General features: G+C 59.4%; 13 protein-coding genes. 10 read left to right on the forward strand and 3 right to left on the reverse strand.

Translation table 11 applies throughout. From position 1 onward, the window contains the following. Positions 1-2 precede the first annotated feature (2 nt). Positions 3-2,249, forward strand: coding sequence for a glycoside hydrolase family 95 protein (locus tag FHT93_RS17225; protein WP_183848569.1), 2,247 nt, complete (start codon positions 3-5; stop codon positions 2,247-2,249). A 141-nt stretch (positions 2,250-2,390) separates the two neighbouring features. Here FHT93_RS17225 and FHT93_RS35535 read toward each other — a convergent pair whose 3' ends face one another. Further along, positions 2,391-2,786: a hypothetical protein gene (locus FHT93_RS35535; RefSeq protein WP_246781626.1), complete on the reverse strand. Its 396-nt coding sequence runs from the start codon at positions 2,784-2,786 to the stop codon at positions 2,391-2,393. A 96-nt stretch (positions 2,787-2,882) separates the two neighbouring features. Between FHT93_RS35535 and FHT93_RS35540 the strand changes: the two genes are divergently transcribed. The 9 genes from FHT93_RS35540 to FHT93_RS17270 all read left to right on the forward strand — a co-directional run bounded on the left by FHT93_RS35540 (position 2,883) and on the right by FHT93_RS17270 (position 13,708). Further along, positions 2,883-4,022 carry a hypothetical protein gene (locus FHT93_RS35540; protein ID WP_246781627.1) on the forward strand — a complete coding sequence of 380 codons (1,140 nt, stop codon included), beginning with the start codon at positions 2,883-2,885 and terminating at the stop codon, positions 4,020-4,022. A gap of 307 nt (positions 4,023-4,329) precedes the next feature. After that, positions 4,330-5,463 (forward strand): transporter substrate-binding protein, encoded by a 1,134-nt coding sequence (locus FHT93_RS17235; protein WP_183848911.1) that lies wholly within the window; start codon positions 4,330-4,332, stop codon positions 5,461-5,463. After that, entirely contained in the window at positions 5,460-6,041 is a 582-nt protein-coding gene (locus tag FHT93_RS17240) for an ANTAR domain-containing protein (RefSeq protein ID WP_113016980.1), read from the forward strand. The genes FHT93_RS17235 and FHT93_RS17240 overlap by 4 nt, the downstream gene beginning before the upstream one ends. Beyond that, entirely contained in the window at positions 6,042-6,890 is an 849-nt protein-coding gene (locus FHT93_RS17245; protein WP_112542411.1) for an ABC transporter permease, read from the forward strand. Next, a complete protein-coding gene (locus FHT93_RS17250) occupies positions 6,890-7,810 on the forward strand; it encodes an ABC transporter permease (RefSeq protein WP_113016981.1) in 921 nt (306 codons plus the stop codon). Before FHT93_RS17245 ends, FHT93_RS17250 begins: the two co-directional genes overlap by 1 nt. Positions 7,811-7,835: 25 nt before the next feature. Then, positions 7,836-9,455, forward strand: a complete 1,620-nt coding sequence (locus FHT93_RS17255) for an ABC transporter substrate-binding protein (RefSeq protein WP_183848571.1) — start codon at positions 7,836-7,838, stop codon at positions 9,453-9,455. 66 nt (positions 9,456-9,521) lie between these two features. Further along, positions 9,522-10,466 carry an acetamidase/formamidase family protein gene (locus FHT93_RS17260; protein ID WP_183848573.1) on the forward strand — a complete coding sequence of 315 codons (945 nt, stop codon included), beginning with the start codon at positions 9,522-9,524 and terminating at the stop codon, positions 10,464-10,466. Further along, positions 10,463-12,139 (forward strand): ABC transporter ATP-binding protein, encoded by a 1,677-nt coding sequence (locus FHT93_RS17265; protein ID WP_183848575.1) that lies wholly within the window; start codon positions 10,463-10,465, stop codon positions 12,137-12,139. The genes FHT93_RS17260 and FHT93_RS17265 overlap by 4 nt, the downstream gene beginning before the upstream one ends. 501 nt (positions 12,140-12,640) lie before the next feature. Beyond that, positions 12,641-13,708 (forward strand): porin, encoded by a 1,068-nt coding sequence (locus tag FHT93_RS17270; RefSeq protein WP_183848576.1) that lies wholly within the window; start codon positions 12,641-12,643, stop codon positions 13,706-13,708. A gap of 382 nt (positions 13,709-14,090) precedes the next feature. Here the strand turns inward: FHT93_RS17270 and FHT93_RS17275 are convergent, their stop codons facing one another. Together FHT93_RS17275 and FHT93_RS17280 are read right to left on the reverse strand one after the other, a co-directional pair. Further along, entirely contained in the window at positions 14,091-14,465 is a 375-nt protein-coding gene (locus FHT93_RS17275; protein WP_183848578.1) for a DoxX family protein, read from the reverse strand. A gap of 153 nt (positions 14,466-14,618) precedes the next feature. Continuing rightward, positions 14,619-15,296, reverse strand: a complete 678-nt coding sequence (locus FHT93_RS17280) for a GntR family transcriptional regulator (RefSeq protein WP_183848580.1) — start codon at positions 15,294-15,296, stop codon at positions 14,619-14,621. Positions 15,297-15,552: the final 256 nt, after the last annotated feature.

The raw sequence follows: 15,552 nt of genomic DNA on the forward strand, positions 1-15,552 counted from the left end.
TCATGACGGACAACCTTCTCTGGTACGATGCCCCTGCGCGGCTCTGGACGGATGCGCTGCCGCTCGGCAATGGTCGGCTTGGTGCTATGGTCTTCGGCGACCCTGTTTCCGAACGACTGCAATTCAACGAAGCCACCTTCTGGGCCGGCGGGCCTTACCAGCCCGTCAATGCCGATGCCTATGGCCACTTGGAGGATGTGCGGGAGCTGATCTTCGCAGGCCGTTACGCCGAAGCGGAAGCGATGGCCGAAGAACATCTGATGGCGCGGCCGATCAAGCAGATGTCGTACCAGCCGGTCGGCGATCTCCATATCGATTTTCTCCATTCGCAGACCGTCGGCAGCTATCGTCGCACGCTCGATCTCGATACGGCGATCGCCATGACTTCGTACATTTCCGAAGGCATCACTTTCTTTCGCGAGGCCTTTGTTTCCCCAGTTGATGGCGTGCTTGTCCTGCGCCTTTCGGCAGATCGGCCCGGAGCCATCAGATGCCGGATATCAATCGACAGTCCGCAACGGGGACAATTCGTCGAGCAAGCCGACCCAGGACTCACTTTCTCCGGCACCGGCAAGGCGGAATGGGGCATCCCCGCCGCCCTGCGCTTCGCCTTCGGCATCAGGGTGGTCAACATAGGAGGGAGTGTCAGCTCTTCGAGCGGCATACTATCCGCCGAGGGCGCCGACGAGCTGCTGATCCTGCTCGATGCAGCCACGAGTTTCCGCCGTTATGACGACGTCTCCGGCGATGCGGATGGCATAATTGCCGGACGCCTTTCGAAAGCCGCGCGCCGTAGCATCGAGAGCATGCGCCGTGACCATATCACCGAACATCAAAGGCTGTTTCGGAGCTTCACTGTCGATCTCGGCACGACACCGGCAGCTTCTCAGCCAACAGATCGTCGTATTGGTGGCTTTGCCGAAGGCAATGATCCGGCACTGGCTGCCCTTTATGTGCAGTTCGGCCGCTACTTGATGATCGCCTCATCGCGCCCTGGCACCCAGCCGGCAAACCTGCAGGGCATCTGGAACGAGGAGACCGACCCGCCCTGGGGCAGCAAATATACTGCCAACATCAATCTGCAGATGAACTACTGGCTGCCGGCGCCGGCCAATCTGCCGGAATGTATCGAGCCTCTTGTCGAGATGGCGGAAGAGCTTGCCGAAACCGGCAGCGAGATGGCTGAGGTGCACTACCGCGCCCGCGGCTGGGTCATGCACCACAATACCGATCTCTGGCGTGCGACCGGTCCGATCGATGGTGCCAAATGGGGACTCTGGCCGACTGGTGGCGCCTGGCTCATGGCGCAACTGCTCGACCTCAGCGATTATCTTGATGACGCCGAAGGCTTACGCCGGCGGCTTTTCCCTGTTGCCAAGGCCGCTGCCGAGTTTATCTTCGATGTGCTGGTTCCTCTTCCGGGCACCGATTATCTGGTGACCAATCCTTCGCTCTCCCCGGAGAACGTCCATCCGCATGGCGCCTCCCTATGTGCCGGGCCGGCCATGGATAGCCAGATCATCCGGGATTTCCTCAATCTGCTGCGCCCGCTCGCAGTCTCCATCGGCGGCGAAGACGCACTGGTCTCCACGATCGACCGCGTGTTGCCGCGCCTACCGCCCGACCGGATTGGTGCTGCCGGTCAGTTGCAGGAATGGCTTGAAGACTGGGATATGCAGGTACCGGAGATCCATCACCGCCATGTCTCGCATCTCTACGGCCTCTATCCGAGTTGGCAGATCGACATGGACAGGACGCCCGCTCTTGCAGCGGCGGCCCGCCGCTCACTGGAAACCCGCGGTGACGACGCGACGGGCTGGGGCATTGGCTGGCGCATCAATCTCTGGGCACGGCTTCGTGACGGCGATCATGCGCTCGATGTGGTCAAAATGCTGATCAGCCCCGAGCGGACCTATACCAATCTGTTCGACGCCCATCCGCCCTTCCAGATCGACGGCAATTTCGGTGGGGCCACCGGCATCCTAGAAATGCTGGTGCAGTCTCGCCCCGGCGAAATTCACCTGCTCCCGGCCTTGCCCAAAGCCTGGCCACGCGGCTCAGTGCGCGGTTTGCGCGTGCGGGGCGGCATGCTTCTCGACCTCGACTGGGAGAATGGCAGGCCGGTGAAGATTGCGATTTCGGCAGCACGGGATATTCAGACCGTCATCCGTTTTGCGGACGGCAGATTCACCGTCACCCTTGCCGCTGGCCAGACTTTCATGGCGAGCAAGGACGAACTCTTCGTATAGAGGTCGAGCCTCTGCGTGAACTTAGCTCTTGGTGGCACGCGTTGATTATCAGACCAGCGGGCTGCGGACTGGCGATATCGACGTCGATCTTGTTCGCCCTGCTTCGAAGGCAGATATTTCCGTCGCTACGCTCTTGCCTTCCTAGGATTGGCATTCCTCAGAATATTGCGCTGGTGTCGGCCATATGAGTGCGAATAGCGGATCAAAGACATCGATCCGGCCGGTTTCTTGCCAGGCGCCGACACAATAGTTGGATGGCGCAAACAAACGGCGCGATTTATCCGGCAACTCGATCGGGAAAGCTACTGCCGGCGGAGCCTTGGTCATCCTCAATCCGGATGGCAGACCAATGGTCCGATTATGGAATTGAACGTCCGCATACCTGGCATTTTCGCCGATATCATAGTGCGCCTCCCGCAATCGGCCGGGAAAATCCCGGTGCGAGATCACGTCGCCATCAAAGACGATGCCAAGAGACTTCCAGGAACGGGTAAAGCAATTCTCTTCAAAGCGGAGCAGATCTTCCTGTTCGGTCAAGGGACAAAAGTCCAAGCTCCAGCCTGATCCGAATGGAGAACAACCCTCCCATTTGAATTTATCGGCGTCAGTCGCATAGCCAATGAGGTTGTTGCGATGCTCCAGCTTCGCAAATCTCTTCTTCTTGGCAATCGGCGCTCGAAGGAGCCAGGTATTGTTGAAGACGTAATGCGGTCCATCCGCAATGTGCGTCTCGGGAAACTTGAAAAGCACGCCCTTGGCATGCTTGTCGCCTTCGGGTCCGGGAATGTGAATGTTCCAGCCAAGATTGCCATAGATATAAAAGTAGCCGGAGCGCTGCATTTCGAAGGAAAACGGCATGTAGCAATCGACGAACTGGTTTCGACGGATCGTCCAGTTCCATGCAAAATTCTCAGGCTCGACGGCATTGTCCTTTATCCGCACGAACCAATTATCTTCGATGAGAATATTCCGGGCGAAGGCCTCCTTGGTGGACTCCGATGCCTGATTGAAGAAATGAACGCCATTGAATGCGTCTGTGATTACGTTGTCGCGGATGATGACATATCCGGCAATGGTCCAGGCTCGGAAGAAATCGCCGTCATAGGCACGTGCATCGCCGTTCGGATCAACCGGACCATCCTCGTCGCCAGATCCATGCACCTGCTTCCAGAGGATATCGCTCCAAAGCCTGCAGTCTGTCGGGGACAAGTCGGCACGAACGTGACCATTGCCCCTGATCGACAGAACGTCGTCTTCGCCGTGGCTTTTCGTATCCTGCACCCAGCTGCATTTTTCGATGAGCAGGTGACGCGTGTAGGGGCCGGCCGCACCGATCGCAATGCATCCTCCCCTGAAATCGACGCGGCGTATGAAAATGTGCTGGCAATTGTCGAGGTATATTGCTGTCGGCCAGCAGTTCCTGAAAACCAGTTCGTCGATGATAACCCATTGGCAATCGCGCAATGTCAAAGCCGCATTGTCGGCCATGAAATAGATACCGGGAAACGAACCGCCCCTCTGGTGAGCGGCAGCCAGTTTGTTCGCAGTTTCCTGGTAGGCGTCGAAGTCCATATCAGAGCCCAGGGTTGCTCCCGGACCGGTGATGCATATAGGACGTTCCTCGGAACCTCGTTTACCTGCTATCGTTATCGGATCGGAGTAACGGCCTTTTTTCAGGTAAAGCTCATCACCCGGTCCGAGCCGGTTGAGCTTCCTATTGATATCTTCGGCATTGACCTTTATTTGCGCTTTCATTCAATGCCGCCCCAATAAAAAACGTCATCGACACTATCGTCTGAGTTGATGTTTTTGCAAGCACTCCCACTGGTGTCTCGCACGGCGCAAAAGCTTCATCGTCAGGCCTTCGGCCTGCAGTTGTGATCTCACGGTATCGCCCCTCGTATTTCGCCCGACGCGCGCTTGACAAAGTTGAATTGCCTGTATTTTATTCAAGCCTGCGGATTAGGCAAAACGCTCCGCATTCTCACATGACTTCGATAGTCGCTGGGCAGTTTCGCCCCATGATGGCCCCGTCGCGGATGGGACGCTTTCATGGGGTTTTTTGGTTTTTGGCTTGCAGATGAATGATGCGTTGAAAATTGGCATTCTTTACTCCACCACCGGCCCCTACGGCTCGATGGGGCGCGACGCACGCGATGGCGGAGAATTCGCGATTGCCGAATTCGCCGCGACGAGCGGTCGGCCGGTCGAACCGGTCTTCTTTGATCCGCAAGCTGATCTTGCCGCCTATCTCGAAGGTGCCCGTCGTCTGCTGCGTGCCGGCTGCCGTCATATCGTTGGTACCATTACCTCGGCCGCCCGCAAGGAGGTCATCCCGCTTATCGAAAAACATGACGGGCTGCTTTGGTACATGTGCCCCTACGAGGGTTTCGAGGCGAATGAGAATGTCATCTATGTCGGTGGTTGCCCCAACCAGCATCTCCTGCCGCTTTTCGAGCACCTGATCCCACGCTACGGCAACCGGCCCTATCTCGTCGGCGCCAATTATGTCTGGGGCTGGGAGATGAATCGGCTTGCCCGTGAACTCACTACCAATGCCGGTGGCGAGGTCCTCGGAGAGCGCTATCTGCCGCTTGAGGAAACCGCAGTCGAGCGCATTGTCGCCGATATCGAGCAGCGCCGTCCGAGCTTCATCCTCAACAATCTGATCGGGCCGTCGAGCTATGCCTTCCACGAAGCGATCCGGCGGCTTGCCGATCGCGACCCGGGCTTCCGGCCGGAGAACTGCCCTGTTGTCAGCTGCGACCTGATGGAATGCGAGCTCGATGATATCGCACCGGGCGCCGCGACCGGCCAGCTCTGTGCCGCCTCCTATTTCGACAGTGTCGCGACATCCGAAAACGCCGAATTCAAGCAGCGGATCGTGGCCCACTTTGGTGCCGAGCGCCGTATCTCCAGCGTCTTTGCCAGTGCCTATACAGCCGTGCGGCTCTGTGTCGATGCGATTGTAACGGCGGGGGTTGACGAACCTTCCGCGGTGCGCCGGGAATTGTACGGCAAGAGCTGGGCGACACCTTTCGGCGCGCTCAACATCGACCGCGAGACGAACCATGCGGCCCTGCCCTTCCATCTCGGTTGCATCAACGCTCAGAACGGCTTCGATGTGATCGCCTCGCGCCCGCCGCTCGCCGCCGATCCCTATCTGACCGGCCGCAGCAAGGCGTCTTCGCCGAGATTGCGGGTGGTATCATGAAGCAAACACCCAATTTCACCGGCTGGCATGCCGTCGTCCTGCACCGCGAGGACGGCAATACCGAAAGGCTGATCCGTCAACTGCGTCTGCTGGGCTTGTCGGCCACGCTGCAGTGGGCGCCACTTTCAGCCGCAGCCGTACCCGACCTTGTCATCGTCGATGCCGACCAGGGTTTTGATGGTCTCCTGCCCTGGAGTGGTGCGACTCCGACATGCCCCGTCGTTGCGTTGCTCGGCTCGGAAGCGCCGGGCCGTATCGCCTGGGCGCTCAGCCAGGGTGCCGGCGCCGTTATCGCCAAGCCGATTGCAGCCTCCGCGGTCTATCCGGCCCTTGTCATGGCCGTCTCCATTCATCAGGAGCGCAAGAGTGTCGCCGAGCGCCTTCAATATCTGGAGGAACGGATACGCCTGCGCCCGCTCGTACATGCCGCCGTCGAAAAACTGATGAAGGCGCACGCCGTCGATGAGGAGCGCGCCTATTCGATCCTGCGTAACTGCGCCATGCGTCGCCGGCTGCCGATGGAACAGATCGCTGCCTTCATCATCGGCGGCATAGAACCGCTGCCGGAGGCGGGTTGAATGCGAGTATTGAAAGCCATTTTAAGGCAGCCGACCGCCCTTTTTGGCCTTGTCGTCGTGCTTATCGTCATAGGCCTTGCGGTGGCGGCCCCCTGGATTGCGCCCTTCAATCCCGATGAGCAGATGTTCGACGGGTTGTCGCTGGAAGGCGCGCCGCTACCGCCCGGCGGCCCCTATCTGCTCGGCACCGATACGCTGGGGCGCGACCTCTTCTCGCGCATGCTCTTCGGTGCGCGCACTTCGCTCGTCATCGGGCTCGTCGCCAACGGCATCGCGGTTGCGATCGGCCTCTTGATCGGCATCCTCGCCGGCTACATGCGCGGCATCATCGGCAATATCCTGATGCGCTTCACCGATCTGATGATGGCATTTCCGGCGTTGCTGCTGGCGATCGTGCTCGCCGCGCTGCTGCGGCCGAGCCTCTGGATCGTCGCCATGGTGATCGCGCTCGTCAACTGGGTACAGGTCGCCCGTATCGTCTATACCGAGACGCGCGGATTGGTTGAGCGTGATTTCATCATGGCCGAGCGCTCGCTCGGCGCCGGGCACATGCGCGTGCTCTTCCTGCATATTCTGCCACATCTGGTGCCGACGGCGATTGTCTGGGGCACGCTCGGCATCGCCACGACAGTGCTGCTGGAAGCTACCCTCTCGTTTCTCGGGATCGGTGTGCAGCCGCCGCAGCCATCCTGGGGCAACATCATCTTCGAGAGCCAGAGCTATTTCCAGGCCGCCCCGTGGCTCGTCTTCTTCCCTGGTGCGATCATCCTGCTGACGGCACTCTCCTTCAATCTCGTCGGAGATGCGCTGCGCGACATTCTCGATCCGACCCAGCGCGGGAGAGGCTGATGATCTTCCTCATCCTTCGCCGGCTCGTTCAGGCCGCTCTGATCCTTCTCGGCGTCGCCGCCATCACCTTCGTGCTGCTCTATGCATTGCCGGCCGATCCAGCGCGCATGATCGCCGGCCGCAGCGCCACGGCGCAGACGGTTGCCAATATCCGCCATGAACTCGGCCTCGACCAGCCGCTGCTCGTGCAGTTCAGCACCTATCTCTCCAACCTGTTGCACGGCAATCTCGGCCGCTCCTATGCACAGAAGACCGAGGTCTGGACGCTGATCGCCGCCCGCCTGCCGGCAACGCTCGTGCTCATGCTGGCCGGCATTCTCGTGGAAGTGGCCCTCGGCCTGACGCTCGGGACGCTCGCCGCGGTCCGTCGCGGCGGTTTCATCGACCGGCTTGTCATGACCGCCTCCTTCGTCGGCGTCTCGGCACCGCAATTCGTTGTCGCCCTGCTGCTTCTTTATGTTTTTGCCGTAACGCTCGGATGGCTACCCATGAGCGGCTACGGCACGTTCGCCCATGTCGTGCTGCCAGCCTCCACCCTCGGCGTCCTTGGCGCCGGCTGGTATGCACGCATGGTGAGATCGGCGATGATCGATGTGCTAAATCAGGATTACGTGCGCACGGCGCGCGCCAAGGGTCTGTCTTCGCGCCGCATCATCTTCCGCCACGCCCTGCCGAACGCCATCCTGCCGATCATCGCCATGATCGGCATCGATATCGGACAGTTCATGGGCGGCGTGGTCGTGGTCGAAGCCGTCTACGGCTGGCCCGGTATCGGCCAGCTCGCATGGCAGGCCATCCAGCAGGTCGATATTCCGATCATCATGGGCGTCACGCTGACATCAGCACTTGCCATCGTCATCGGCAATCTGCTCGCCGATCTGGTGGCGCCGCTCATCGACCCACGCATCCGTACACGTTGACAGCAACCAAAGAAGGGGAACCCGAATGTTCAAACGCTGGCTTCGACACACAACCATGGCAACGATGGTGGCGCTTGCCCCTATCGCCGCCAAGGCACAGGAAGCGCCCAAGCAGGGCGGCGATATCGTCGTTACCTACAAGGATGACATCACCACACTCGACCCGCAGATCGGCTATGACTGGGTCAACTGGTCGATGATCAAAAGCCTCTATTCGCGACTGATGGATTACGAGCCCGGCACGCCGAACCTCGTCCCGTCGCTCGCCGAGAGCTTTACCGTTTCGCCCGATGGCCTGACCTATACGTTCAAGCTGCGCAAGGGCGTGAAGTTCACCAACGGCCGCGAAATCGTTGCTTCAGACGTAAAGTACTCGATCGAGCGTGCCGTCAATCCCAAGACGCAAGGCCCTGGTGCCGGCTTCTTCGGTGCGATCCAGGGCTTTGACGATGAAACCGGCGGCAAGACCGAAACGCTTTCCGGCATCGAGACGCCGGATGACGGCACGGTCGTCTTCCATCTTTCGCGCCCGGACGCCACTTTCCTGCACGTTCTCGCCATCAACTTCGCCTCGGTCGTACCGAAGGAGGCCGTCGAAGCGGCCGGTGGCGATTTCGGCAAGAAGCCCGTCGGCTCCGGCACCTTCGTGCTGAAGGATTGGACAATCGGCCAGAAGCTCGTCTTTGAACGCAACAAGGATTATTTCGTCAAGAACATGCCGTATCTCGACAGCTTCACGGTCGAAGTCGGCCAGGAGCCTCTTGTTGCGCTGCTGCGCCTGCAGAAGGGCGAAGTCGATATTGCCGGCGACGGCATCCCCCCGGCCAAGTTCCTGGAAATCAAGAACTCCGCCGATGGCGCACAGATGATCGTCGATGGCGAACAGCTTCACACCGGCTACATCACGCTCAACACCAAGGTGAAGCCGTTCGACAACGTCAAGGTGCGACAGGCTGTCAACATGGCGATCAACAAGGAGCGCGTCACGCGCATCCTGAACGGCCGCGCAACGCCCGCCAATCAGCCGCTACCACCGCTGATGCCGGGCTACGACAAGTCCTTCACCGGCTATGCCTATGACGTTGCCAAGGCAAAGGCGTTGCTTGCCGAAGCAGGCTTCCCGGATGGCTTTGAGACTGTGCTCTACTCTACCAACACAGATCCGCAGCCGCGTATCGCCCAGGCGATCCAGCAGGATCTCGCAGCGATCGGCGTGAAGGCTGAGGTTCGTGCGCTTGCGCAGGCCAATGTCATCGCGGCCGGCGGTACGGAAGGCGAAGCGCCGATGATCTGGTCGGGTGGCATGGCCTGGATCGCCGACTTCCCGGATCCGTCCAACTTCTACGGCCCGATTCTCGGTTGCGCCGGTGCGGTTCAGGGTGGCTGGAACTGGTCCTGGTACTGCAACGCCGATCTCGACAAGCGTGCGGTTGCGGCCGACTCCATGTCCGATCCGGCCAAGTCCGCAGAGCGCATCGCTGCCTGGGGCAAGGTCTTCACCGACATCATGGCCGATGCGCCGTGGGTTCCCGTCATCAACGAACGCCGCGTCGTCGCCAAGTCGCTGCGCATGGGCGGTGCGGACAACATCTACATCGACCCAACCCGCGTCATCAATTACGACGCGATCTACGTGAAGCAGTAAGCCCTAAGGAAGCAATGCCTTCCCGGCTCGGCCGGGAAGGCTTCATAAAATCGAGGGAGACACCTTATGTGCATTGCCTGCACCCACACGATTCACCGCGCCCAGCATAATTTCGGCTGGAACAAGGATTTCGCACCGGCCGTTGTCGTCAAGCCCGGCGAAACCATCCATTTCGAATGCATGGATTCTTCCGGCGGTCAGCTCGGCAGCGACGCGACGCTGGAAACACTGAACAATCTGGATTTCGGCAAGATCAACCCGGTTTCCGGCCCGATCTACGTGGAAGGCGCCAAGCCAGGCGACGCGCTGAAGGTGACGCTCCGCAAGTTCATTCCCTCGGGCATCGGCTGGACGGCCAATATTCCGGGCTTCGGCCTGCTTGCCGACCAGTTCAAGGAACCGGCGCTGCACGTATGGTCCTATGATGCAAACAGCATGACGCCGGCCCTTTACGGCCCTGGCGGCCGTGTGCCGCTGAAGCCCTTTGCCGGCACGATCGGCGTTGCTCCGGCCGAACCGGGCACCCATTCCGTCGTGCCGCCACGCCGCGTCGGCGGCAACATGGATATTCGTGACCTGACGGCCGGTGTCACCCTCTATCTACCGATCGAGGTCGAAGGCGCGCTCTTCTCTATCGGCGACACGCATGCCGCGCAGGGCGACGGTGAAGTCTGCGGAACGGCGATCGAAAGCCAGATGAATGTCGAGGCAACGATCGAGCTCGTCAAGGATGCACGCCTGCAGACGCCGCGTTTCACCACGACCGAGCCGGTTACCCGCCATCTCGACGGTGCCGGCTATGAAGTGACCACCGGCATCGGCCCCGACCTGATGACGGGTGCTCGCGAAAGCGTCATGCGCATGATCGATCTTTTGACCGCCGAACACGGCATGAGCGCGGTTGATGCCTATCTGCTCTGCTCCGTCTGTGGCGATCTGCGCATCAGCGAAATCGTCGATATGCCGAACTGGGTCGTCTCCTTCTACTTCCCTAGGATCGTATTCGCGTGATTGAAGCCATACCCTCGGCACCTATCCTCAGCGTTCGCAATCTCAATGTCGATGCGCGAACGCCGGAAGGTCGCAAACCGGTTCTGAAAAATATCAGCTTTGATTTGGCGAGCGGCGAAACGCTTTGCCTGGCCGGAGAATCCGGTTCGGGCAAATCGGTGACGTCGCTGTCGATCATGGGCTTGCTGCCGAAGGCCTCGCTTCAGGTCGCCTCCGGCAGCATCATGCTCGGCGAACGCGATCTGCTGAAACTTTCCGACAGGGCCATGCGCGGCGTGCGCGGCGGCGATATTGCCATGGTCTTCCAGGAGCCGATGACGTCACTCAACCCGGTCATGTCGATCGGCGCACAGCTGACGGAGGCGATCCGCGAGCATCAGGGCAGCGAGAACGCCGAAGCGACTGCATTACAGATGCTCGATGCGGTGCAGATCACCGATCCGGCAAAACGCCTGAAACAATATCCGCATGAACTTTCCGGCGGGATGCGGCAACGCGTGATGATCGCGATGGCGCTCTCCTGCCGTCCCAAGGTGCTGATCGCCGACGAGCCCACCACCGCGCTCGACGTCACCGTACAGGCGCAGATCCTGAAGCTGATGCGCGAGCTGAAATCAGAATTCGGCACCTCGATCATCCTGATCACCCATGACATGGGCGTCGTCGCCGAAATGGCCGACCGCGTCATCATCATGCAGAATGGTGGCATCGTCGAGGAGGGCCCGGCCGTCGGCATTTTCCGTACCCCGCGGCAAACCTATACGCAGCAGTTGCTCTCCGCCGTGCCACGCCTGGGCGCGTTTGCCGGCACGGACGGCCCCCCGCGTATCACCTCACGCAGCGTCGAGACCTTGCGTCCCGACCGCACACCAGTACTGAATGTGCGTGGTCTCAATGTCACCTATGGGGGCGCGGCAAGCTTCCTCTTCAAGGGCAAGGCGCCGGCCGCGGCAGTCAGCGACGTCTCCTTCGATATTTTGCCCGGCGAAACCCTCGGCCTCGTCGGCGAAAGCGGTTCGGGAAAATCGACGACCGGCAAGGCCGTGCTCGGCCTCATTCCATTCACGGGCGATGTGGTCATCGACGGCCGCAACATCGCAGGGCTCAGCCATCGAGACATGCAGCCCATACGCCGCACGGCGCAGATGATCTTTCAGGATCCCTATGCCTCGCTCGACCCTCGCATGGCGGTGGGCGCTGCGATCGCCGAACCGCTAGTCATCCACGGTATCGCCAGTAAGTCCGAGCGGCAGGACAGGGTTGTGGAACTTCTGCGCCGCGTCGGCCTGACGACGGACGCCGCCACACGCTATCCGCATGAATTCTCTGGCGGCCAGCGCCAGCGCATCTGCATTGCGCGCGCACTTGCACTTGAACCGAAGCTGATCGTTGCCGACGAAAGCGTTGCGGCACTCGACGTCTCCGTGCGCGCCCGCGTGCTCGACCTGATGCTGGAACTGCAGGAGAGCATGGGGCTCTCCTATCTCTTCATCTCGCATGACATGGCGGTTGTCGAACGCATGTCCCATAAGGTCGCCGTCATGCGTAGTGGCAGTATTGTCGAAACCGGTACCCGCCGTCAAATCTTCCAACAACCAGCAGAGGATTACACGAAGGCCCTGATGGCTGCCGTTCCGATCCCTGATCCTGAAGCACGGCGAGTGCAGGTCTGAGTTTCCCGGACGCGGAGCAGAGCGCCTCCTTTGGAGCCTTGTAGCGTTGCCTCGGCCGCCGCGAATCGTCACAAGAAATCGAATTGCGGCACCGTCGAATTGGCGGTCCCGCCTGCCACATAAAACCTATATTTCAGCCGCATTTTCTCTCGGCAGCCCTTCAAGATGGGCAAATACAGGCTCGCGGCAGCAGGATATTTGATTGATTCAGGCTTCAGCGACAGACCGCCGTGCCCCATTTGCGCTCGGCCAATCCGGCTAAGTCGTACTAATATAGCCATATTTCGCCATTCTGTTTTACGTCTTGTTAATACCCGCCCAAGGAGTGTTGTACTTCTGTCACACACATGGCGGTTTAGTTAGAATTCTCTGTAAAATGAGACCATTCCTTGTTGAGCCCTCCTGCCTTTCGGTTATTTTAGGCCTTACCGAATTAATCGGGCTTTATCAGAGGGGACGTTCTTTCGTGGAACGCACTCGAACTTAGGAGATTGGCTTTCCATGAACATTCGTATGATGTTGCTTGGTTCCGCAGCTGCCCTCATCGCTGCACCGGCATTCGCAGCAGACGCAATCGTCGCTGCCGAGCCGGAACCGGTTGAATACGTTCGCGTCTGCGACGCCTACGGCACCGGCTACTTCTATATCCCGGGCACGGAAACCTGCCTTAAGATCGAAGGTTACATCCGTTTCCAGGTCAACGTCGGCTCGAACGTCGGCGGTGACAACGACTCTGACTGGGATGCTGTAACCCGTGGTCAGGTTCAGTTCACGGCCAAGAGCGACACCGAGTACGGTCCGCTCACCGGCGTTATCGTTCTCCAGGCCAATGCCGACAACGCAACGGACCAGGACACGATCCTCGACTCCGCTTACCTCGACGTTGCTGGCTTCCGCGCTGGTCTCTTCTACTCCTGGTGGGACGATGGTCTCTCCGGCGAAACCGACGATATCGGTTCTGTCGTAACGCTGCATAACTCCATCCGTTATCAGTACGAAACCGGTTCCTTCTACGCTGGCCTCAGCGTCGACGAACTGGAAGACGGCGTATACCAGGGTGACTTCGATCCGGCCCTCGGCGAACTCGTCCCCAACGATGGCCCGAACAATGTCGGCGTTGCCTTCGGCATCGGCGGCACGGCTGGCGCCTTCAGCTACCAGATCACCGGCGGCTGGGACTTCGACAACGAAGACGGCGCAATCCGCGCTATGGGTACGGCTGAACTCGGCCCGGGCACGCTCGGCCTCGCTGCTGTCTACTCCAGCGGCCCGAACTCCTACTACTCGACGGCTGAATGGGCAGTTGCTGCCGAATACGCCATCAAGGCAACGGACAAGCTGAAGATCACTCCTGGTGTTCAGTATTACGGCAACTACATCGGCGGTCACAGCGCGTTCGACACCGTTCCGGATGACTTCGACGGTACCGGCGACGCCTGGAAGGTCGGTCTGACGGTTGATTACCAGATCGTCGACAACTTCTACGCCAAGGCTTCCGTCCAGTACCTGGATCCGGAAGATAGCGACGACTTCACGACGGGTTACTTCCGCCTGCAGCGTTCGTTCTAATCTGAACATTGAAGACCCCGGGATCGCATCCTGGGGTTTTTCATCACAGGCTTCTGCTTTGGTGACCTCCAATTCAGAAGAAGGAGGTCGGTTCGGTTCCCTGCCGGATCGGCCTCACCCATCGATACAGAATTCCACTCCTGTAGATGGTTCTCGCTCGCCCTCAGCCGAGGGCGAGCCTTTTCCTGACGGGAACGTCCATCGGACGAGGTCTTTGTCGGCGGCTGAGGACCTGAAGTCTCAGTCGCCGATTTCCTTTGAGAAAAAAACGCAGCCGGTAGGCGCAACAGTGTCTGGTCGCCGGCCAGAATTCCGCCAGCCTTGTAGAAGGGCGAGGAGAGTACCGGCCGCTTCCATACTCCGCGGCGAGATCGCCGCAGGCTCAGACTATATTCAGTGGTATCAACTGGCGCAGTCTCTGGTCCCGCAGATAAAGGCCGCCCCAGGTGGCAGCCCCGAGAAGCAAGCTTACGATCTGGGGTGGCGTAAAAAACTCGCCCAGACGGAAGTGCGTGCAAATGGCGCCGCCGAGAAAAGCGGTCACCAGTATAGCACCAAGGAAAGCTGTTTTCGGAACAGCATAAAGGATCGCGCAGATCGCGATAATCATGCCGAGCACCGGGGCGAGGTTGACGGGGAAACCGGTTGCTTCCATTTCCGTCCGTATGAAATCAGGTGCAAAAAGGTTGGTGGCCGCATCAGCAAGAAGCAGAATAACAACCAGTGCTGACAGAATTCGCCCGATCCAGATCGACATTGTCGCTCCCTCTTTAATTGCCGGTCGCAAGCTGGCTTATGGAGCGATCTGGATGTTGTCAATTCGTCGGCAATTTCGCAATCAGCAATTTTGCGTGTCCGCGTTTGGTCACGCCTGAACTCCGAACCTTGCGGCTTCCGACGGCTGCGCTAGCTATTTTTCTCTCGCCGAGGCGAAGACCACACTGGCATCGCTGACGATTTCCACATGCGAATAGGCAGCCTTTGCAGCGGCGGCACCATCTGCCCGCATGATCGCGGTGACGATGATGTCGTGCTCGTCATAAGACTTCGCGAGCCGACCCGGCAGCCGGAACTGCGCGCGCCGGAAGGGCGCGAGCCGGGCCCGGCTTTGGGTTACCAGCTCATAGATATGCTCGTTGTGTGCGCCGCGATAGAGCCGGGTGTGGAATTCGGTATTGTGAACGGCATAGTCCTCTTCCGCACCCTGATGCACGAGCCGTGCGGACGCACGATGTTCGATTTCCAGCATACGCCGCTCGTCAACCGTCATCCTCTCGGCGGCTAGACGTGCGCAAACGCCTTCGAGCTCGGCCATCGCCTCGAACATCGAATGCAGGTAGGTCTCGGTTACATTGGTGACGACAGCGCTGCGGTTCGGCTCGCGATCGACGAGCCCCATTGCTCCGAGTTCGCGAAGCGCCTCGCGCACAGGCGTCCGCGACACTTCAAAACGAGCCGCCAGTGAAATCTCGTCAAGCTTGTCGCCCGGCAGTATCTGCCCGGTCACGATCATATCAGCAATTGCCCGCACCATCTGCTCGACGGTCGTTCCTGTCCGGATGATCTCTCTGCGCCTGACCTGCTTCAAGGAATGATTCTGCCAATTGAGCGATGCATACACATCGCATTGCTAGCACGGCAAAGTCAAATAGCACAGCAAGTTCTTGTTTAAAACAAGGAAATTGCCCTTAGCATGTCCCCTTCACTTTCATTCTGAAGCATCTGACGCCAAAATTAGCTGATTTTATAGACTCTGCATAGTTTTTGATCTTACGTGACGAAAAATTGCATACACTTTTTACAGCACTTTGCAGGCGTTCGAATATTTTCAATGAATTCAATAG

This window comes from Rhizobium sp. BK379 (genome assembly GCF_014193955.1).
Taxonomy (GTDB): Bacteria; Pseudomonadota; Alphaproteobacteria; order Rhizobiales; family Rhizobiaceae; genus Rhizobium.